Here is an 18,480-nt window from a genome sequence, read left to right as displayed (position 1 = left end):
AATGCTCTTGCCAAGCCCTAATTTTGATATTGTACAGGAAAAAAGCAGATTTATGACAGGGAGTATTGTTTTTCAGTTTGAAAGACAGCGGTCATTCTCTGAAAGTGATAAAAATCATTTATTTCAAATAATTAGATGATGCGTGAAAACGAGCACTATCATACGCAGTACAGGCATTTCTGATTTTAGCTTTTGGAAATTTTATGCACGCTCTTTATGAGAAAAGAGTGGCTCCCCGGGCCGGATTCGAACCAGCGACCAACCGGTTAACAGCCGGTTGCTCTACCGCTGAGCTACCGAGGAACAGGTGCTCTTGCTTTCAGCGATTTGGCGTATAGCAAAAGCATTTTGGTTTTGCCAAGCCCTTTTTCGCTTTTCAATCAACTTTTTAGCGGAACTGTGGATGAGGCGTGCATTTCAGGTGTTAAAATCTGAAATATCGCAGTTTAAATGCGCTGCTTTGAGTGTTTCCAACATCTTAGAGTTGCTGACGCTGTGCATTGCACGCAACACATTGCGGAATCAGGAGCAATGATTATGCGCTCTGATTCCGCAGCGTGGCGGATAGTATTTCATGATCCCATTCACAGCAGTCGTAATTTTTAGAAAAATGCAGCTTTGACGGAAGTGGTATTTTTTTAAACAAAAGGACACTTATATAAGGGGCATATAAACAGAGAGTGTGCAGGCAGGGCAGACAGATTGCTGAAACCGGATGCTGATACAAATAATGCTGCAGAACAGCAGAGTGCTGAAAGCGGGGAGGCTGCTACGCAGCACCGGATCAGATTGTTTGGGAAACATTTGCCGCTCCCGCAGTCTGTCTGGCTCAGGCGAATCCTTGGCGGTGGACTTATTGTCGGTGGTGTATTCAGCTTTTTGCCGGTGCTCGGCGTTTGGATGCTTCCACTCGGGCTGATCATCCTTTCCCGTGATTCCAGTCGTATCAGACGCATCAGGCGCAAGTCTGAGGTTGGTTTGCTACGCCGGTGGCGTGAATACAGAGCGCGCAAGAAAGCAGAGAAGGCGGAACAGCAGAAGTAACCGGCTTTTCCTGAGTGATTATTGTAGGCGCTGTGAATAAAATCCCGGCTATCTGCATTATTTTGATAGGAAATTTAAAATTTCGCGGAAAGCATGGCGGGGGTACTTGACGAGTCATGCGGCTTAACCTATTCAGCACTCAACCACATACGGATGGCCTCGTGGCGGAGTGGTTACGCAGAGGACTGCAAATCCTTGCACCCCGGTTCGATTCCGGGCGAGGCCTCCATCCAAAATCTAAGCATTTGTTATATATGATTTATTTTGCTTAAATCCCTCACTAATGAACGAGGTGAGGGCAAAGTGCGTAGATAATCTCTGAATTTCTATCATGAAAAACAATGAAATAAAAAAGCCAGCTAGAGAATTAGCTGGCATTTATGGTTGTAAAATTCCATTTTTAATCGGCTTGTTTTTTATTTTTTCTTCTTGAGCGGGTGAGAGCGATTTCACTCTCAATCTGGTCTGCAACGCGTCTGGAGTTTTTAATCCCCAGGCGCACTCTGTCTGCGCCTTTGGTGTAAAGTTCTGCCTGTTTAACATTTGACCAGCCATATTGTGCCATTAGCTCATGTGTGGCTGCACCGGCTTCTGCAGATAGAGTTGCAGAAAGTTTGCGCAACCCGTGTGCGCTTTTCTTGATACCGGCATCATTACATCTGTCTCTGAACCAGTTTCCAAAACTGGCAACTTCAAATGCATTACCAGCTTCACTGATGAGGAATGTGTTGATGCCGGTTTCAGTAACGGAAATCACATCCAGCAACGCCTTAGGAAACTCTACGGTAATCTGGGAACCGGTTTTTTGAGTTTTAATGCTGAAAATATTGCCGCGCATGTGCTGGCGGCCAGCGCGCACAACGTCAGATCGACGCAATCCGGTATGCAGTAACAATTCTACCGCAAGACGAGCTTTGGTCCCTACTGGCCATCGATCATAGAACTGTAGCAGATCTTCCATTGTCCAGGGCGCGAAACCAACGGTTTTGTATTTTAACGGCAATACGCCTGCAGTTGGATCAATGGTCACATAATCATTTTGGAGTGCCCAGCTGAAGAGACCTCGCATTGCTTTCAGGAAGTGATTAGCTTGGGCAGGCGTGTCAGCTCGTGCTTCAAGAGCCATAACCATCGAGCGGCGGTCAATTGCTGTGTAGCGGGTATTATTGGAGCGTTTGATTGCCTCAATAAAAATGTTCTCTCGTTGGCGCTGTGTTGCAATCGAAAATGCTCTCCATGTGGAACTTTCACGATACCGGTCAATAAGCCATCGCAAGCTATAGGGCTGGGCAGGAATACCACGCGGGGCTTCTTCGATTTTATAGCCCATTACAGCCTGCTTGTAGCCTTCTTTGAATTCCCGTGAGTTCACATCATCGGGCAGACGCACGCGTAAACCTTTCCCGATCCTGTAGAAATATTTCACTTTGCCGTGGCGGCTCACTTCACGCACAACATGAGGTGGGAGTTTGCGTCTCAGTTTGGTCATTACAGCCGCACTATGTTTTTATGTTCAATCAAATGAGGATAGGTATCTGTGAGTGGTGCAGGTTGCACTGATAAAGAGCCATCAGCTTCTAGGCGCACGCTCACGCCCTGTTCTTTGGCAATGATCGCTGCACTGCGGATTTGCGCGCGGGTGTAGCGCACTTTCTCTCTTTCGACTTTATGATCCATGCTTACTCACCTCCTTGCGCCAAGGCTGCACGGCCTGCGGTGGTAATAATAACTTCGCTGTGAAAACCAAGGCGGATTAATCCTCGTTTTTCTAATGTCCGAGCAGTATGGTTTTCTCTCAATCCATCAGCGAATGTTTCCCCACCGCAATATTCAGCTTGTTTCAGCAGTTCACGCTGTCTTTTTGTCAGCTTCATTTGCCTGCCTCCAATGTGCTGCATGGCCTGTGAATAGCTGGGAGAGAGCTGTTTTTGCGGCCTTATAAACGGACAAAATCAAATATTTGTAGCAAGATTGGCGGTGATGAATCGCGCTGGAACGCGATCCATCACCTCTCATTCCTTCATGGAAACAGCACAAAGGAACGGTCTGAATGAATAGAAATCTTGAATATGAAATCAGAAGTTTGGGAACGCGCCAGCCGCGACCAACCTCCTCAGGTGGAGTTGGTGCTGGTGTAGGTCCGCGCCAGCCAGCGACACGGCCTAGCGCGCCGAAGCCCGGAAAGTAGGAACTATGGAAGACAGACTTGAGAATATCCGTTTCAACGTTCTCAGAAATGCGCTGTATCACACGGCCAGACGTTTGCGTTTTGAGCGCTTGAATAGATTTATGAATTTCGCAGTAGTCTTGCTGGGTGCGGCTGCTTTCAGTGAGATATTCTCCGGTCTGTCTATTCCGCAATCCTGGATCGGTGCGGCCGTTGCTATAATAGCTGCGGCTCAGCTGGCCTTCGATCTCGGAGGTATGGCTAGGACACATCAACAATTGCAACGTGATTATTACAACCTGCTGGCGGATATTGAAGTTACGCTCAATCCAGATGAGCAGCAATGTGCTCATTGGTATAGTAATATGGTTCGCATTACGGGAGATGAGCCTCCGACGATGCGTGCGATTGATGCTAAGGCTTACAATGATGCGCATGCCGCGATGGAATTGCCCGCAGATGATCGTTTGGTCATTCCCTTTTGGCATTTGGTGTTTAAAAATTGGAACTCCTTTGAAGGGCATACGTACCAAAAGGTGAGTGAAATCAATCGTTGAGCGTGGTGCTACATGATTAACCTTGGCGACATTCAGCAGTGCTTGCAGATCTACAGTCTGCAGCGTAATGCGCTTCGTATAGCAGACACTGGATAGCAGGAGCTTGTAGCTGTGTATGAGCTTTGCCTGTTCCTTTGTCATGGCTGCACTAACTCAAACAGGTCGCTGGGCTGGCAATTTAATATTTGGCACAGTGTAGCCATCTGCTTGTAAGAAATGGATTTGGATTTGCCGTTTATGAGCAAGGAGACATTTGGCTCGGTGATATTGAGCAGTGGTGCCAATTGGCGGCCGCGGATGCCTGCTTCAGCCATACGTGTTTTAATATTGACCTTAATTTGCATACAAGTTCTCCTTCTGCCGGAAGGTGCGGCAGTTGTGGCAGTGTCTGGTTGTTGGGGTGATTAGGTTGGCTGGTTGGTCAGTTCAGTTGTAACGTCTTCAAAGTTCACAATTGCACCAGTGGTCGCGCTTTGCCCGTCAAGCCTGACGATGTACTTTGCTGGACCGTGTTCAAATATTTTAACGATGACTCCGCAACGGTCATCCCAGCCGCGTTTTACGGCTACACGTGTGCCGACAGAATAGGGTGGCTGTATGTTATTCCGGATGACCCAATCTTTTTGCAGATCATCTATGGCGCTCCGTGCATCATCTCCGTAGTTGTCAAGAATTTGCGCGATTTCCAGTCTCGGTATCCAGCCGCAACGCTCTTCTAATTCTCTGGCAAGTTCATAGCCGTCCATGCTGATTGAAGCATTGTTCGATATATCGTTTGCACATGGTATTATGCTTTCCTCGCCGTTGATCAGGTCATCGTCGAAGAGTTTTTGCGCGATTTCACGCGCGATTTTCATGCGGAGGGTATCGGTGAGCTGGTGTGGCCGTGGTTCCAGTGTTGTTGCGATGCTCATCACATCACCGTTTTGACAGAGAGAGAACGTGCAAGATGGGCGGCTTTGAGCCCATAGCGTGTAATATCTTCGGATGAGTAGCCGCGCAGTCTAAGATTGTCTGGTGTTACCGGATCGCCTGCAGCATCCATATCCTGCATTGTCGCGGCCATGCCAGAGACGATGCACAATTCTTGAATTGATGGTGCCGGAGCAGGGCGGGTTTCATAAATGATCATGATTATAACCTCTGGTGATCATAGCTTTGATTTTGTAGCCGTTTTGAAATGGCAAACAAAATGCTAGATACAGAGATAGAGGTAAAATTACCGCTAGTCAATCGTATGCGGTAAAAAAACCTCTTTTAGTGTGTGGTGATGAGATGAAAAATATCACTCTGAATTTGCTGCTTTATGCAGCATAGTTCAGTTGCTTATAAATTATTACAATTGATGTTGAATGATTACATGTCGATAATTGATCGACGAACGCGACCTATAACGGTGATGGTGCCGTCTAGCTTTGGTGCAGGAATATCTTTGTAAGATGCCGGTTGGAATGGTGGATCATCATTGGGGCGATAACGCTTATATGTAGCTTGCCCTGTTTCGTCAGTGATAACGTAGCATCCGTTTGTAACCAGTCTTTTGTCGGCGCGATTTACAAGAATGATTGAGTCAGGTGGAGATATCTTGTTCATAGATGGCCCATCAACACGCAGAGCAATCCAATCCCCCTCCGGAAGGTCGGCGGTTGCGACTGTTGGATAGCCGTTGAAATCCTCAACCCCGTCTTGGTGGCCTAATTCACCAGCGCTTACCCATGATATGAGCGGCACATAGTTTAATATCGATTGTTTAACTTCATGGATTGCTTCTTCTGGTTCAGTTCCATCAAGAAGCCATGCCGGTGTTGTTTGAAGGATGGGTGCTAGGGCAGCAATGGTGCCTGTGGATACGCCCTTGCGTCCGTTGTTGGCTTTTACTGCGCGCTGAATATTGCGAATTGCATCCCGGCTCAGCCCTGCCTTTAAAGAGGCGGCTGTGGCTGATAAATTTACTTTATCAAGGCGGATTTGAATTCGATCAATGACATCATTTAGCATAATGCGGTAATATGACCGCTTTTGATGGGTTTTGTTAGCGGTATTAATACCATTGACATAAGCGGTAAAATAACCGCTTATGTCCGTATGTTGAAAATCACTCATCTATTAGACCTTGCTGACAGATATCAGGCTGTTGAGTTTTGTGCTGACAAAACTCTCAGTAATCGACTGTTTAGTGATACCAAAAAACTCTCAGCCCTTAGAAATGGGGCTGATATTACTGTTTCCCGTTTCAATGACGCAGTTCTGTGGTTTTCCCATAACTGGCCGGATAAGGCGGCATGGCCTGATAATATCATGCGTCCTTGTACTGATGAGGTGGTGCAATGATCGCTTTGCCTCACAGAGCACGACTGCATTGCAGTTGTCACCGAAAATCACACAATAGTTTTTTCCCTTATCTCTGCCGGTACCTCCCACGGCAGATGCTGACCTGTCTTCGTGCTTTGGCTCCCGTGAGCGCGAAGACAGGTCTTTTTTATGAGGTTCTGTCATGGTGAAAATTCGACCAACTACTGAGCAAGACCGGCAGGCTCTCAAGGCAGCTGTACGTCGCTTGCTGCCGATGGCTGGCGGTGTTTCTGCTTTTGAAAAGGTGACGCGGGTCAATGCTTCGGCGCTTTCGCGTTATGGTGCGCCGGATGAGGCGATCAACCATATGCCGATTGATGTGGCTATGGATTTAATGCTCGACACGCGCTCGAACGGCATTGTTTCCATTATGGCCGCACAGCTTGGCTATAAACTGGTGTCGCTTGGCAATCAGAATTTCGGCAACACCTTGCCGGATATCGGGGATATGTCCCGCCTGAGTAAGTCTGTATCTGATGTGATGCATGAATACGCGCAGGCGATTGCAGACGGTTCAATCACACCCCGTGAAAAGCAGCAAATTGACATTGAAATTGAGGAAGCCGTGCAAATGCTTCGAGCATTTCAACGGAAGGTTGATGGCGCGCTTTCAAAAGGCGGTGACGCATGATGTGTCACTTTCGCTTCCACGGCTCCGAACCGTTTGTTTCCCACTCTCGGTATGGTGCGGCCAAATCTAAAGCCGTGCTGAAAAAAATTCCTAATAATGCTGACCGGCTGGCGCGGCTGACCATAGAAGGCCGTTTGCAGCGGCTTTGTCTCGTGCCTGTTCGTTCCGATAAAAAGCGGAGGCAAGATCATGACTGAAACATTTTATTATTTTTATGGGGTTGCACTGCTTTTTCTCGCCTTAGCTTTTATAGCGACGTCCATTTCGGTGCGTTGGCTCTGGTTGTCCATGGACAGGAGGCTCACAAAGATTGAATCCGAATTTTCGTTTTTGTTGATCCATGTGCGTAACTTAGAAAAGCGTGTGCGCACTGGTGGTTCCAAATGATACCAGAAGCAGAATCTAAACTTGGAGTTGGAGCGTATCTCTCCCATGAGTTCAAAACTCTCTGCGGCGCACTTGAAGTCAGTGGTGGAATAAATTCTTTTAATTCCGCTATCAATCAGATCTCCATAAGCAAATTGAACCATCATTGGGTTGTTGCGACTGCGCATATGTACGGTTTCAATGAAGATGCCCAGATCTCTGGTATTGACTGTTACTGTCACCCAAATCCAATTATCGATTTCTCCACCTATTATTGCATGGATAACAGGCAGATTTTTGCTCATTTCTGCATTGTGGTGAAGTCGCAATTGAGTGCGCGTGAGGTGAACATTCCAGAGTGCGGCACATGCTGCAATTACCGAGCCAATGACGGTCAGAAGGTTCAGAAAGTTAGTCGCGATCCATTCATGCATCTTTTAATTCTGCTCGTTCCTTCGTTTTTGTTCAGTGATCTTTTAGTCCGACATTACGTTTTGTCATGTTTTTGTACATCCGAATCTTTTGCGGAGGCAAGATCATGACTGACGATGTTGGAGGAGACAGCTCGCAGACCATCGCAGTGGGGCAACTTCGTGCTTTTATTGAACGAATTGAGCGTCTTGAGGAAGAAAAGAAAACTGTCGGTGATGATATCAAAGAGGTTTTTGCCGAACTGAAAGGCTCCGGCTTCGACACGAAGGCTGTACGCACGATCATCCGGTTACGCAAAAAAGAGGATCATGAGCGGCAGGAAGAGGAGGCCATGGTGCAGCTCTATGCTGATGCGCTTGGCATGCCTTTGTTTCGGGGGCTGATATGAATTTCAATCCTGCAGTTATTGCGATGCGCAATGCGACAGCCGTCAAATTCGAGCGGTTTATTGCTTCCGTTGTAAATGACGCGGCCCTGATTGCACAAATGCCAGGCGATAAGGGGTATAGGCCTCGTCTTGATAAGATTGCGCACCGGTTCTGCCGTGTGTTCAATGTCAGCTTAACGGAAATCCGTTCTCAACGCCGTGATAGTGAAGTCTCTATGGCACGGCAGGCCATCTATTATTGGGCTTGGCGCCTGACCGAGCTTTCATCCTCCCAGATCGGCCGTCGCATGGGTAATCGTGATCACACCACCGTCTTGTATGGGATTAGAACCTACCGGCGCAAACGGGCTGCTATGGGGCGGAATTTGCGCGAACTGCGGAGGGCTGCACAATGAGCATTGCAGTCATGTCGCGTCTTTTCAAGGCACAGATTGGTTCTCCAAGCCGCAAGATACTTGCGATCCGGCTAGGTGACTTCGCTGATGATGAGGGGCGCGGAATTTGGCCGACTGTTGGACGGTTGGCAAACGAAACTGAGTTGTCAGAGCGTACCGTGCAGCGCCTTCTGAAAGAGTTTGTTGATGAAGGTCTGTTGATCGTGGTCGCTGAGGGCGGCGGTCGCCCCGGACAGGCTACACGATACGATTTCGATATGATGAAATTGGAAGCTCTTGTGAGGGGTAAAACTGTGTCTGACGGGTGTCACCATGTCACGGGTGACACCACGACACCCGTGACACTGGATGCAGAGACGGGTGACACTGACGACATAGACGGGTGTCACCATGTCACCCAAACCGTAATAGAACCATTAAATAAACCATTACTTGAGAGAGGGCGCGCAAGCGAACTTGAAAACAGGGAAATCAGGAGGGCAAACGAACGGGCTTTCAAAAAAGCTTACCAGCAATGGCCGACATTCGTGACGGATAGTGAACCGAAGGCGTTTAAGGCATGGATGCGTCTGAGTGACGATGATCGTCAACAGGCTTCTCAGGAACTTGGTCGCTATCTTGAGGCCTCCAAGGTTTCCGGTCGGAGCAAATTTTGTACATTTGCGGTCTATCTTAGCGAAAAGCGTTGGGAAAAGTTACCGGCGAAGGCTGAGGTCGTTGCCAATACGCTGGATCGGGCCGCACCATTTGGCAAAATGTGGGCTGCACGGGTTTATGAGCAACTGATTGCAGGTTCGACACATATCGGCAGGCTGACTGCACTTGAGCAGCGAATGGTTGATGACGGCACTTTCACGGCTGAGAGACTGCTTTCCGAAAAGCAGGTTAAGTTTGGTTTTCCAGTTGTGAATGAACTGTTTGAAAACGCTTCTGTTCGTCGCGGTGCGCTTGTTCCGGCCTATTTGCAGCCGGTGGCTGAGCGCATGGTTGCGGTGAAGGTTGGTGGCGATCTGTGGCAGGCGTGGTTTGATGCTCATGCTGCGCGTGGCTGGCCTTGGCTGCCTAATACCGGAACTATGGAATATGTCTATCTGCCGGAGGGCGGACCCGATGCATTGAATGAATTGCAGGCTCTGTTGCGAGGAATTGAAAAATGATGATGCCAAATAACAGACCATTTGAGGAAGCGCGTATCTTGGAAACAGCACGACAGCTTGATGAACGGGATCCAGATCGCATCAAAATACGGATGCAAGAGAAATTTTTGGCTATTGCAGCCGGTAATGAGCAGTCTGAAAAACAGTGGTTTGTTCTCAAAACTGCGAACAAACAAGAGAAAGCTGTTAGTAAATCGGTGAGTAACTTTGGAATTGAGACATGGTTGCCCATGAAAAAAGCCTTGCAGCCACGTCGATATACCCGTCCTGCAAAGGAGATTGAGGTGCCAGTATTTGGCGGATATCTCTTTGTTAAAGCTGTTCCGTGTGCTGAAAGTTGGGTAGGCCTGTCGCGTATTGATGGTGCTATTTCTGTTGTGTTTGGCCAATGTGGCGCTTTGGTTGTTAGCGATAAATATATGAATGATCTCAAATGTTTGAATGACGTTGGTTCATTTAATGATTTAAAGAATTTCCCACGTTACAAAAACGGTGAACGCGTATCGTTTCCTGTTGGCTCTGCAGGTGTTTTTGAGGGCGTCATAGAAGGCTATGTCGGGGCAAGAGCAGCCCGTGTTCTTGCCTTCATATTTGGTCAAGAGCGGACAATAGAAGTGCCTCTTGCCAATTTGATCAAATCGGCATAGCCATAGTCGCAGAGACGACTGTGGACTGTGGAGCGTAGTGCTTCCGATACCCTGTAGCAGCCTATATGGCAGAGCTCGGCACAGACCTCGGAGAAGCGACCGGAAGACCGGCAACCGCTTCTCCCCAAGTGCGAAGCTATGTGGAAATTTCGAGCCCTAACAAATCAATACACCCGCATCATAGCTGAGTTGTGGATTATATTCGTATGATGCACAAATGTTGGTGTTTCTGAAATCCATATCGGTAAAACTGCATCGCGGATTAAAAAGCTAGATTGCAGTTTTTTTAATAAGATATGATCCCGGAAGGTGGGGCGGTTGTTATCGAAGTTTGTGTTGAAACGAACGGCAATAGTCGCAGTATTTGCAGCGGCTATTTCAATATCATTTTCAACTGGTGTTCGAATAATCACGGGAACAGAGTCCGATTTAATAACGGTCTTTGTTAGATTGACGCTACCATTTCTGATCGCGATACCGATTGGTATTTTTTGGTTTTCTCGTCTGGAAAAACTGGAACTCTCTTATCGCAGCGCCATCCGCAGAGCCAATGAGCTTACGCGCATCGCGAGTGTGGACCCTTTAACCGGTATCCTTAACCGCCGTAGTTTTATCGAGCAGTTTAATGCAGCAAGTGCAGCGGGTGTTCGAGGCTGGTTTATGTTAGCTGATATTGATTATCTGAAAGTGATAAATGACAAATATGGTCACCTTGTCGGTGATGATGCTGTTGTTTCTGTCGCTCAGGCAATGGTCAACGTATTGCCGTCAGATAGTTTGATTGCGCGTATTGGTGGGGATGAGTTTTGTGCTTTCATACCAAAAGCATCATGTGCTGATGTTGATGGAGCAATTGAGCAGATGAATGCGAAAGCGCATGATGAGTTTCAGCATCGACAGACTGGTATTACGCATGTTTTATCGCTTTCTGTTGGATATATGCCATTAAAATCTAATCAGAAATTCAAAGATATTATGTCTCTTGCTGATGAGCGAATGTATCGCAAGAAAAGAGCAAGATAGCGGCTCTATGGCAGGCACAAACCAGATAATGAAGGTGCTTAGTGATGGGTGCTGCTGGCTGAGGGGAAAGGGCGTGACTCTTCCTAAAAGTTAAAGGAAAGCTGATTAGGATGTGAGCGAAAATGCGCACATACATATTCTAACTTTCCATATCGCTTACGAACATAAGCCCGAACGGCGACTAACTTGCGTTTCAACTTTGTTTCCATTGTATTCACACTCCGGTGCAGACGGGGTCGAGCCCGTCACTCAAGCCACGTTCTAGTCGTGACCTTGCTGCACGTAAGTACAATAGAAATTGCCGACCGGATTATTTTCCCCGCCAGCAGCATCTTTCACTAATCATGCGAATATTATTCCGTCAAATGCGTATGAATTAATGTAGTGCGCGGTAAAATGCGTGCGGACCATGAGTGTTGAGATTCATGCACATTTCAACATGCGCGAATATTTGGCGGTCAGGACTGAGTATTGCTGATCTCTCTTTCACTGGAATAATTGACCATGCTGAATGTCACCTCATCATTGAGTGGACCATTGTTATCTGATGGTCCATCCGTGTTCATGAGTTTTGACACGAAGGGGTGGGAGCAGGAGCTTGACCGGTTCGAGCAGGAAGTAGTTCCAAAGGCAACGATCAATGCATTGAACAGAACCGCGGCAGTTGGCCGATTGGCTGTGCAGGATGAGATGGAGGCTAAGCTTGATCGAGTGACACCTTTTGCAAAACGGGGTGTTGCCTATGAGCAGGCAAGTAGTTCTAGTCTTTCAGCAGCTGTTATCATTGCAGGAAAGTCATGGGCTAAGAATTCAACGCCGCCTGCTAATTTTCTGACGCCGCAATTTTTCGGTGGTCAGCGCAATCTCAAATCCTTTGAGCGCCAGCTGATCTCCGCAGGGCATATGGACAAGGGGCTTTATGCCGTTCCTTCAAAGGATTGTCCTCTTGATCAGTATGGCAATGTTCGCGTGGCATTGATTGTACGCATTCTGGCTGATTTGCAAATTGCTGAACGTACTGCTGGTTATAATCGTAAGCGAACGGCAGCTTCCACCAAGCGCAATGCGCGATACAAGAATGCCCGGTTCTTTGTGCCAGAGCGCGGATCACATTTGCATCCGGGGGTATGGCAGCGAAACCCCATGGATAACTCAATAAAACCCATGCTGCTCTTTGTTCGTATGCGCTCCTATGTTCAAACCGTTAACTTCCATGAGACAGTAAAGCGCGTGGCAGAAGAACGTTTCGCCCGATACTTCGCGGAAGAGGTCGGCAAGCGAAGCCACCGATAGTTGGTCAGTCGATATGGATCATTTCTAACATTTCGGGTCCTTCCTGACGCACCTTGCCTGCGGGTATTTCGCACCGCGGGTCTTGGTCAGTCTGAGCGTGAAATCAAAGCCTAAAGTCGAAGGCTAAAGAACTAAAGTCAGGCACTAAACTCAGAGGATTAAATATCCGGCTGTATTCTCAGGAAAAGTTATGACGGCCATCCAGTCAGATCAGACGATGAGCAAGGGCGAGTTTGCCAAGCTGATCAATGTCTCTGCCGGACGAATATCTCAATATATTGCGTCCGGCCAGATTGGACCGGATGCTTTGCAAGGCGAAGGACGAAGCGCCCGTATTGTAGTGGAACGCGCCAAGCGCCACTTGAGCGGGCGCCTTGATGTCTCACAGCGTGTAGGCATTAATGGTCTAGGCACGCGAATATCTGTTTCACCGGTACCACGCGCTGCAGTCGAACAAACGGATGCACCTTTACTGCAGAATGCAGAAAAGCGGCCACCGGAAGTGTTTCAGACACCAAGTGATCTGGTTGCTGACCAGATAGCCCGCGAAAAGCTTGAACAAGCCAAAATGCAGACAGCGCGTGCCAAACGCGAAGAAGCATTAGCATCTGGCCGGTTCATGTTGGCGGATGAAGCCAGATCAGAAATCACGCGATCAGTGGCGATGGCTTACCGTGTGATGGAGGGCGGGCTGGCTGATATGGCAACGCATCTGGCCGGCCAGTTTGAACTACCACAACGCGACATCCTACATCACCTGCAGCAAGCTTTCCGCAAAGTACGTGAGCGAGCAGCACAGGGTTTCATAGAGCAACAGGCTTCAGAGCCGGAAAACGTGATTGATCCTGATTTATTTGAAAGTGAGGATCAACACCCAGACTGAATGGTTGGTACATGACACTGCTTTGCAATCCGGCATGGCTGACATATTCCATTCTGGCACAGGAGACGATGCCACCGCCACCGGTTGATTATCTAGCTTGGGCAAAACAGAATATTGTCTTTTCTGATCGTATCACACAGTTTCCTGGTCCCTATAATGAAACGCTGTTTCCGTTCTTCTCGGAGATATTGAAAGCTATTTCACCGGAAGACCCGTGCCGGATTGTGACTATTGCCAAATCGGCACAGGTCGGCGGCACGGTGCTGGCGAATATCTTCACGCTCGGCACTATGGATATGGATCCGTGCGATTTTCTGTATGTGCATCCGACAGAGGAAAATGCCTCTCGTTGGTCGAAACAGAAGCTGATGCCGCTGATCCGCGAAACTACGTCTTTGACGGCACTGTTTCCTGAGAAAAGCCGCGAGGGTGGTAATTCCATCCACTATAAGGAGCGTGCAGACGGGCGCGGGGCTATTCAGGCAGCGGGCGCCAATTCACCTTCCGGCTTGTCGATGATCTCACCGCGTAAGCAGGTGCAGGATGATCTGTCGAAATGGCAAAACAATGAGGCAGGTGATCCGGAAAGTCAGGCAGAGAGCCGGTCAAAAGCATTCATCGCGGCGAAGATCCTGAAAATCTCAACGCCGCTGATTGCGCCGGGCTGCCGTATCAGCTCCAACTTTGAGCAGGGCACGCAGGAGCGTTACCATGTGCCGTGTCCGCATTGTTTGGAGTTGCAACCGCTCGAATGGGAGCAGATGCGTGATCACATTGATCCGGAGCATCCTGAGAAAGCGTGTTTTTACTGCGTTAAATGTGGCGGTGAAATCAAGGAGCATCATCGCGCATGGATGGTAGCGAGAGAGAATGGTGCCAAATGGATTGCTAAATATCCGGAACGAGCACGCTATCATCGCTCATTTCATATCTGGGTTGCCTATTCGCCGTTGGAAAGTTGGGAGGCGCTGGCGCGTGCCTATCTCAATGTGCAGCGCGGCGGTCCCGATGATAAAGGTAAGAAGGCCGGTGCTGAGCAGGTATTCTTCAATGACTGGCTGGGACAACCCTTTGAGACTGACGGGGAATCTATTGGCTGGGAAGTGTTGCGCGATAGGGCAGCGCAAACTGGCCTGCCGCGTGGGATTATCCCACCAAAGGCACTGATCCTGACAATTGGCATAGACGTGCAGGGGGATCGTGTTGAATGGCTGTTGGTTGGTTATGGCAAGAACCGTTACCGCGTGGTGATAGATCGCGGGATATTTGACGATAATACCGGTCGTAATCTACCGGGTTTTACAGCGCATTCCGGCCATATCTCCGAGCCTGCAGTGCAACAGGCATTGTCGCAACTGGTTAAACGTGAATGGCTGGATTGTTGGGGTAATCGGCGCAAGGTCGATCTGACGGCGATTGATGGTAATGCCTATACCGAAGATGTTTGGGAGTGGGCGCGGTGTCATCCGATCACGGATGTGATTATGGTGCGTGGTGATAATCGCGAAGCCGCTCCAATGCTGGCGCAAGTTAAAAAAGAGAAAGACAAAAAAGGTAGGCAACTCAAATACTCACGGCGCTTTTTTAACTTCAATGCTTCGGTGATGAAAGCAGCTCTTTACCGTTCATACCGCAAGGAAGATCCGGAACAGACTGGCTATATCGATTTTGTGCATGGTTTGGGGGATGACTTCTTTGAACAGGCAACATCCGAGATACGTGTTCAGCGCCGTGGCCGTTCTGGCCATCCTTATTATGAATGGGATTTGCCAGCTGGAAAACGCAATGAGGCGCTGGATATGCTCAACCAGTCTTTGGCCGCGACCCTGCGCTTAGGGATCAATTACTGGACTGAGGATGAATGGGACGCATTGGCAGAACGTCTTTCACAAGAGCAGCCACCGGCACAGCTGGATCTTGAAGACCAGCTTTTACGCCAGCCTCAGGTGTCGGTAGCCAAACTTGCAGATGAACAGAAACAATCGCCCTTGGTAAAAGCGGCAATCGCCCGTGCGATGGCGCGTGCCAGTCGCCGCGGCTGATCGGAAACAACATGACAGACAGAAGCATTTTATTGGCGCGCCTCACAGAAGCAGAGGCAGCGCTGCATAAACTCATGGTTGGTAAAGCATCAGTGCAACTCAGCTATCAGGGAGAAAGTGTGACTTTCACCACAGCAGATGAAGGGCGGTTGCGGCTTTATATTGGTGAGCTACGGACTCAGCTGGGGATTGCCAGTGCAGCACGTACCCGCTCGCGCCGTGTGGTGTTTCTATGAGCGAACCGGTTATTCTGGACGCTCACGGCGCTCCAATGCCACCGGAGGTGCGTGTTGCAGCCCGCAGACGTTATGCGATGAATGCGGCAGCTTATAGCGCTGCCGGTTCGGATCATTCGTCTATGGCTGGTTGGCGACCTGGTACATATTCCGGACAAGCTGCACTCACATTGTCGCGCGATGTTGTTATTGATCGTGTCAATGATGCGGTGCGCAATAACGGTTGGGCATCGGCTGGTGTGTCCCGTCTCGTGGATACAGTGATTGGTTCCGGATGGCGCTTATCCAGTCAACCAAATGCCAGAACTCTGAATTTGAGCGCTGATGAGGCCGATGAGATTGGCGACCAGATCGAGGGGCTATGGTCGGATGTGGCGACCGATCCCGGTAACTGGTTTGATGCAGAACGTACCAAGTCTGTTGCTGGCCTGTTGGGTCTGGCAGCACGACACCGATTTTCTGACGGCGAAGCCTTTGCGGTTTTGCCATATCGGATGGGAGCCAATGGTTATGGTACCTGTGTGCATGTGATTGATCCGGCGCGGATCTCCAATCCGAAAGGGGCGATGGATAGCGAGTTTCTGCGTGATGGTGTTGAGCTTGATGCCTATGGCGCGCCACTGGCTTATCATGTGCGACGCACACATCCCGGCGATATCACCAGACCGATGCATGATATGTTTATCTGGGATCGGGTAGAACGGGAGACTGAATGGGGCAGGCCGACAGCTGTTCATGCTTTTGAGGCCAGTCGTGCCGGTATGACACGCGGTGTCAGCCCTTGGGCATCCGTGTTGCAGCAGCTCAAGCAAGTCTCTGATTACAATGATTATGAGCCGCAGGCAGCATCACTCAATGCGGTAATGGCGGCTTTCATCAAAACGCCGCTGGATATGGATCAGCTGGCTGATAGTTTCAGTGCCGGTGATAGTGGCAAGTCGATTAACGCATTTTTTGATGCGCAGGCTTCAGCTCAGGCGGCAGCGTATAAAGCTGATCCGATCCGCCTCAAGGGTGCGCAGCTCAACTTCCTCAATCCGGGTGAGGATGTGGTTTTTACCAAATCCGAACATCCGAACGCTGCGTTTGAGGTTTTCGTCAATGCAGCATTGCGCAATATTGCATCATCCATTGGCCTGACCTATGAGCAGCTGACCATGGACTGGTCAAAGGTCAATTATTCCAGTGCGCGTGCGGCACTTCTGGAAATCTGGCGCGGGCTGACTGCACGCAAAACCAGCTTTGCGCATAGCTTTATGCAGCCGATTTATATGGCATGGCTGGAAGAAGTGTTCGATCAGGGGCGTATCAAACTACCAGCACATGCCGTTTCCTTTGAGGCCAATCCGATTGGTTGGGCAAGAGCGGCTTGGATCGGCTCGGGGCGTGGCTGGGTTGATCCCGAGAAAGAAGCGCGTGCTGCCGCTATTCGTTTGGCTACTGGCCTTTCAACGCAGGAATCCGAGTCCGCCGAACAGGGGCGCGATTGGAAGGAAGACATGCTGCAACGTGCCCGTGAACAACGGTTTGCAGCCAAGCATGGTGTTACCTCCGGTGAAGTGGCCAGTTCCGGCGTGGTGTCACGCTTTGGAAGTGAGACACCGAAAGATGACCCGGAAGAAACCAATTAGGATCAGAGTAAATGACATTTGCAATGCCGGAAATTGCGGCGCGTTTGTTCGATACGCCGCTGATGCTGCATGAGGCCAAAGCCAATATTATCGCTCGCGCTTTCGGACCGCGTGTGCTGGGGCAGAATGTTGCGATGGCAGACACACCGGAAATGGGTGTGCTGTCAGAGAATATGCGGGAACTGCGTGACGGTTGGACGGGCGAGAAAATCTATAGTGGCCCCAAAATGGTTGGCAATGTTGCAGTCATTGAGGTGGAAGGGTCCCTCGTCAATAAGGGTTCATGGGTGGGGAAAACCTCCGGCATGACCTCATATGAGGGGTTGAATATCCAGATCGCTGATTGTCTTGCCCGTGATGATATCAGGGCTGTTGTCTTTGAGTTTGACAGTTTCGGTGGTGAAGTGGACGGATGTTTCGCCTGTGCCGAGGAGCTTTATGCACTTTCACAGGAAAAACCGACGATTGCCATTCTCACCGATCATGCGTGTTCTGCCGCATATCTCCTTGCAGCAGCCTGTCGCCAGATCGTGATCCCTACCACCGGTTATACCGGCTCGATTGGTGTCATCACCATGCATGTCGATGCATCCGGCTGGGCAAAAAATCAGGGGCTTGCAGTTACCATTCTACGTGCCGGTGAAAAAAAAGCCCGCCCTGGCATGTTCGAGACGATGAGCGAGGAAGAATATTCCGAAGCCGTCAATGATCTTGAAGCCATGCGCACCTTATTTGCTGAGACGGTTGCGCGCTACCGTGGTTCACGTCTCTCGGTAGAGGCCGCACTTGCCACGCAAGCGGATACGTTTCGTGGGCAGGCGGCAGTTGATCTTGGTCTTGCCGATGCGGTGGGGCGCCCAAAACAAGTCTTCGAGGCATTTCTTGCCGCGATGAGTGCCTGATCTCTCCCCTTTAAAAGCTCTCAACATTATCAAAAAGGAACACGCTGATGTCGCTTGCAAGCGCTATCCGCGCGGCTGTTGGTGGCCGCAATACACGCAAACGCCTCGAAGAGGATAAGCCGGAAGAACTGGAAGACGATCTGCAGCCGGATGAGGCTGAGGATGATCCGGAAAATCCCGACGCTGAAACCGATCCAGATCCGGATGCAGAGGAAGAGGAGCCAGTTGCCGATGATGAAGAAAAGCCCGGCGATTATGCCCGTGGCCGCAAGGCTGAGCGTAGTCGCATGTCGGCAATCTTAGGCTCGGCTAAAGCGGAACAGAACCCGTCACT

24 protein-coding genes and 2 tRNA genes are annotated in these 18,480 nt (G+C 49.5%); 17 read left to right on the top strand and 9 right to left on the bottom strand.

The genetic code is table 11. From position 1 onward, the window contains the following. Nucleotides 1-228 precede the first annotated feature (228 nt). A tRNA-Asn gene (locus tag A918_RS0115220) sits at nt 229-303 on the bottom strand. Between the two features lie 480 nt (nt 304-783). On the opposite strand from A918_RS0115220, the gene A918_RS22110 reads away from it, so the two are divergent. Together A918_RS22110 and A918_RS0115210 are read left to right on the top strand one after the other, a co-directional pair. Continuing rightward, entirely contained in the window at nt 784-1,044 is a 261-nt protein-coding gene (locus A918_RS22110) for a hypothetical protein (protein ID WP_051139067.1), read from the top strand. A gap of 155 nt (nt 1,045-1,199) precedes the next feature. Further along, nucleotides 1,200-1,273, top strand: a tRNA-Cys gene (locus A918_RS0115210). A gap of 171 nt (nt 1,274-1,444) precedes the next feature. Here the strand turns inward: A918_RS0115210 and A918_RS20705 are convergent. From A918_RS20705 to A918_RS0115195, 3 genes are read right to left on the bottom strand one after another with little or no spacing between them, the layout of a single operon-like run. Further along, nucleotides 1,445-2,497: a tyrosine-type recombinase/integrase gene (locus tag A918_RS20705; RefSeq protein ID WP_198013304.1), complete on the bottom strand. Its 1,053-nt coding sequence runs from the start codon at nt 2,495-2,497 to the stop codon at nt 1,445-1,447. A 35-nt stretch (nt 2,498-2,532) separates the two neighbouring features. After that, nucleotides 2,533-2,721, bottom strand: coding sequence for a hypothetical protein (locus A918_RS0115200; RefSeq protein ID WP_022711886.1), 189 nt, complete (start codon nt 2,719-2,721; stop codon nt 2,533-2,535). 2 nt (nt 2,722-2,723) lie between these two features. Beyond that, a complete protein-coding gene (locus A918_RS0115195; RefSeq protein WP_156831462.1) occupies nt 2,724-2,918 on the bottom strand; it encodes a hypothetical protein in 195 nt (64 codons plus the stop codon). Between the two features lie 319 nt (nt 2,919-3,237). Between A918_RS0115195 and A918_RS0115190 the strand changes: the two genes are divergently transcribed. Beyond that, on the top strand, nt 3,238-3,768 hold the full coding sequence (locus A918_RS0115190) for a hypothetical protein (RefSeq protein WP_022711884.1): 531 nt from the start codon (nt 3,238-3,240) through the stop codon (nt 3,766-3,768). Between the two features lie 137 nt (nt 3,769-3,905). Here the strand turns inward: A918_RS0115190 and A918_RS0115185 are convergent, their stop codons facing one another. The 4 genes from A918_RS0115185 to A918_RS0115170 form a co-directional block, all read right to left on the bottom strand. Next, entirely contained in the window at nt 3,906-4,112 is a 207-nt protein-coding gene (locus A918_RS0115185) for a helix-turn-helix transcriptional regulator (protein ID WP_022711883.1), read from the bottom strand. A 60-nt stretch (nt 4,113-4,172) separates the two neighbouring features. Further along, entirely contained in the window at nt 4,173-4,682 is a 510-nt protein-coding gene (locus A918_RS0115180; RefSeq protein WP_022711882.1) for a hypothetical protein, read from the bottom strand. Beyond that, entirely contained in the window at nt 4,682-4,900 is a 219-nt protein-coding gene (locus A918_RS0115175) for a hypothetical protein (protein WP_022711881.1), read from the bottom strand. Before A918_RS0115175 ends, A918_RS0115180 begins: the two co-directional genes overlap by 1 nt. 224 nt (nt 4,901-5,124) lie before the next feature. Next, the gene (locus tag A918_RS0115170) at nt 5,125-5,871 is read right to left on the bottom strand and encodes a LexA family transcriptional regulator (RefSeq protein ID WP_245257343.1); all 747 of its coding nucleotides are present in this window, start codon (nt 5,869-5,871) and stop codon (nt 5,125-5,127) included. 391 nt (nt 5,872-6,262) lie between these two features. Here A918_RS0115170 and A918_RS0115160 point away from each other — a divergent pair, with 391 nt between their 5' ends. Both A918_RS0115160 and A918_RS21870 read left to right on the top strand, forming a co-directional pair. Then, a complete protein-coding gene (locus A918_RS0115160; RefSeq protein WP_022711878.1) occupies nt 6,263-6,751 on the top strand; it encodes a phage regulatory CII family protein in 489 nt (162 codons plus the stop codon). After that, nucleotides 6,748-6,948, top strand: a complete 201-nt coding sequence (locus A918_RS21870) for a hypothetical protein (RefSeq protein WP_156831461.1) — start codon at nt 6,748-6,750, stop codon at nt 6,946-6,948. Before A918_RS0115160 ends, A918_RS21870 begins: the two co-directional genes overlap by 4 nt. 15 nt (nt 6,949-6,963) lie before the next feature. Here A918_RS21870 and A918_RS0115155 read toward each other — a convergent pair whose 3' ends face one another. After that, nucleotides 6,964-7,551, bottom strand: coding sequence for a hypothetical protein (locus A918_RS0115155; RefSeq protein WP_022711877.1), 588 nt, complete (start codon nt 7,549-7,551; stop codon nt 6,964-6,966). A 104-nt stretch (nt 7,552-7,655) separates the two neighbouring features. Between A918_RS0115155 and A918_RS0115150 the strand changes: the two genes are divergently transcribed. The 12 genes from A918_RS0115150 to A918_RS0115090 all read left to right on the top strand — a co-directional run. Beyond that, nucleotides 7,656-7,937 (top strand): DUF2312 domain-containing protein, encoded by a 282-nt coding sequence (locus A918_RS0115150; protein WP_022711876.1) that lies wholly within the window; start codon nt 7,656-7,658, stop codon nt 7,935-7,937. Continuing rightward, entirely contained in the window at nt 7,934-8,332 is a 399-nt protein-coding gene (locus A918_RS0115145; RefSeq protein ID WP_022711875.1) for a helix-turn-helix domain-containing protein, read from the top strand. The genes A918_RS0115150 and A918_RS0115145 overlap by 4 nt, the downstream gene beginning before the upstream one ends. Further along, the gene (locus A918_RS20700; protein ID WP_033316181.1) at nt 8,329-9,489 is read left to right on the top strand and encodes a helix-turn-helix domain-containing protein; all 1,161 of its coding nucleotides are present in this window, start codon (nt 8,329-8,331) and stop codon (nt 9,487-9,489) included. Before A918_RS0115145 ends, A918_RS20700 begins: the two co-directional genes overlap by 4 nt. Beyond that, nucleotides 9,486-10,136, top strand: a complete 651-nt coding sequence (locus A918_RS21395) for a transcription termination/antitermination NusG family protein (protein WP_028233863.1) — start codon at nt 9,486-9,488, stop codon at nt 10,134-10,136. The genes A918_RS20700 and A918_RS21395 overlap by 4 nt, the downstream gene beginning before the upstream one ends. Nucleotides 10,137-10,445: 309 nt before the next feature. Continuing rightward, on the top strand, nt 10,446-11,159 hold the full coding sequence (locus A918_RS20690; RefSeq protein ID WP_033316175.1) for a GGDEF domain-containing protein: 714 nt from the start codon (nt 10,446-10,448) through the stop codon (nt 11,157-11,159). 504 nt (nt 11,160-11,663) lie between these two features. Then, on the top strand, nt 11,664-12,452 hold the full coding sequence (locus A918_RS20685) for a hypothetical protein (protein ID WP_156831460.1): 789 nt from the start codon (nt 11,664-11,666) through the stop codon (nt 12,450-12,452). Nucleotides 12,453-12,642: 190 nt separating this feature from the next. Continuing rightward, nucleotides 12,643-13,335, top strand: a complete 693-nt coding sequence (locus A918_RS20680) for a hypothetical protein (RefSeq protein ID WP_022711871.1) — start codon at nt 12,643-12,645, stop codon at nt 13,333-13,335. Nucleotides 13,336-13,346: 11 nt separating this feature from the next. Next, nucleotides 13,347-15,377 (top strand): phage terminase large subunit family protein, encoded by a 2,031-nt coding sequence (locus tag A918_RS0115110; protein WP_022711870.1) that lies wholly within the window; start codon nt 13,347-13,349, stop codon nt 15,375-15,377. 11 nt (nt 15,378-15,388) lie between these two features. Continuing rightward, entirely contained in the window at nt 15,389-15,613 is a 225-nt protein-coding gene (gene gpW, locus A918_RS0115105) for a gpW family head-tail joining protein (RefSeq protein WP_022711869.1), read from the top strand. Further along, nucleotides 15,610-17,244: a phage portal protein gene (locus tag A918_RS20675; RefSeq protein WP_022711868.1), complete on the top strand. Its 1,635-nt coding sequence runs from the start codon at nt 15,610-15,612 to the stop codon at nt 17,242-17,244. Before gpW ends, A918_RS20675 begins: the two co-directional genes overlap by 4 nt. Before the next feature lie 11 nt (nt 17,245-17,255). Continuing rightward, nucleotides 17,256-18,146, top strand: coding sequence for a S49 family peptidase (locus A918_RS0115095; RefSeq protein WP_022711867.1), 891 nt, complete (start codon nt 17,256-17,258; stop codon nt 18,144-18,146). 47 nt (nt 18,147-18,193) lie between these two features. Next, nucleotides 18,194-18,480, top strand: a 287-nt coding sequence (locus tag A918_RS0115090) for a hypothetical protein (protein ID WP_022711866.1), incomplete at its 3' end; no start/stop codon positions are given.

This window comes from Pseudochrobactrum sp. AO18b (assembly GCF_000409565.1).
Taxonomy (GTDB): domain Bacteria; phylum Pseudomonadota; class Alphaproteobacteria; order Rhizobiales; family Rhizobiaceae; genus Pseudochrobactrum; species Pseudochrobactrum saccharolyticum.
Note: the sequence above shows the minus strand (reverse complement) of the source record. Positions and strands in the feature narration are given on the sequence as shown.